This is a genomic window from Pseudomonas sp. S37 (assembly GCF_016658545.1).
Classification (GTDB): Bacteria; Pseudomonadota; Gammaproteobacteria; order Pseudomonadales; family Pseudomonadaceae; genus Aquipseudomonas.
In genome coordinates, this window is record NZ_JACVZC010000228.1 from 1 (window position 1) to 1,442 (window position 1,442).

At 49.3% G+C, this 1,442-nt stretch carries 1 protein-coding gene and 1 pseudogene; one reads left to right on the top strand and one right to left on the bottom strand.

The window, feature by feature from the left end; translation table 11 throughout:
- Window positions 1-278: pseudogene (locus IAE39_RS29855) on the bottom strand (hypothetical protein); the annotation flags it as partial.
- On the opposite strand from IAE39_RS29855, the gene IAE39_RS29420 reads away from it, so the two are divergent.
- Window positions 277-1,389 carry an RHS repeat-associated core domain-containing protein gene (locus IAE39_RS29420; RefSeq protein WP_201207956.1) on the top strand — a complete coding sequence of 371 codons (1,113 nt, stop codon included), beginning with the start codon at window positions 277-279 and terminating at the stop codon, window positions 1,387-1,389. The pseudogene IAE39_RS29855 and the gene IAE39_RS29420 overlap by 2 nt on opposite strands.
- The last annotated feature ends 53 nt before the right edge of the window (window positions 1,390-1,442 follow it).

A 1,442-nucleotide genomic window follows, 5' to 3' on the forward strand; every position in this document is an offset into this window, starting at 1 on the left:
GGTGAACCCGCTCCTACAGGTACAGCGCTGGCCTCATGTTTGACGCTGCCCCTTGTAGGAGCGGGTTCACCCGCGAAGAGGCCGGTGCAGGCGTGCAAACCGTGCGCGGTTTGTAGGGGGCCTTGCCGGAGCGCCGGCACGGTAGGAAAAGGCTGCACAAGCAGTCCCGACAATGTTCTTTGTTTTATAGCTTTGAGAACTAGTAATTTTGCCAGTAGTAAAAGCTGGGTTTGGTCATCATGATTAGGGGTAATAAAGGCCACATGGTACGTCAGCATGGCACCCCTCACAGGAAATGGCTTTGACGACTTTTCATTAGGTTGCGCACGTATTCCAGTACAGCCAAATGCGCGCAGTATTTACCGTTTTTACCGCAAAAGCCGCTTGGTAAACGAAATTCAAGGTAAATCGCATTTTTCGATCATGCAGCATGAAGGTCATTTGCTGGCACAGCAGCAATGTAAAGGAGAGGCTGGCATCAATGCTTTGTTGGGTGTGGATCTACATCGGACGGTACTCACTTGGGTTGATTCATGCGAGTCGCCAAAGTGTTTCACCTATCCACCTTATGGTCATCATTCGGGACCTTCGGAGCTGCTCGCTTTCAATGGCGAGCGGCCAGACTGCGTAACCGGGAATTACCTGTTGGGCAACGGCTATCGAGCATTCAACCCCGTTTTAATGCGTTTCAATTCCCCGGATAATATGAGTCCATTTGGTCCCGGTGGGTTAAGCTCTTATAGTTATTGCCTGCAGGACCCTATAAACTATCAAGATCCCAGTGGACATTCTCGGCTAGGGCGCTTTGTGTCTAGTTTGTATAGTCGCGTCGCTGGAACAAAGCGCCCATCTAGAGAAATTTTCACGGCCATCCACGCCAATGTCACCCCACTACTCGCAGCTACAATCCGGCCGTTTGGCCAACTCGGAAAGGTCCATCTGGCTGAGCGCCAGGTGACGATGAATGGTCTTGGTAAGGTCTATCTGCCTCCACCCGCTCTTTCTCAGAGTCATGTAACGATGAATGTGGTAACAGGAAGAACTGAAACGGCAGGCTATGATTTCTTGGGGTTTCATGGGAGTAGCGTAGCGCACAAACGTTCACTTGAGAGCGGGGTTGACTATGAGCGCAACACTATCAGTGTCTTTGGAAAGGGGTTTTATTATACAGAGGATCTTTCATATGCTATTTTTTATGCGCAAGACCGAGGACAAAATCAGGGGCATGTGTATGGGGTTTATGGGAAAATTTCAGCGTTGGAAGGAAACGTTGAAACCATTATTGACGGCTACGAAATGCTGGTTGGCAAAGAGGGGATTAAACATTTAATTGTTAGGGACTTCATAATGTACTCTCCTGGCCAGTACGTTTCAAAGATCAGACGTTAGGTTCTGTCTGAAAAAAGCCGTCGCATACACCGCATGACACAAGCCAGCGAGAC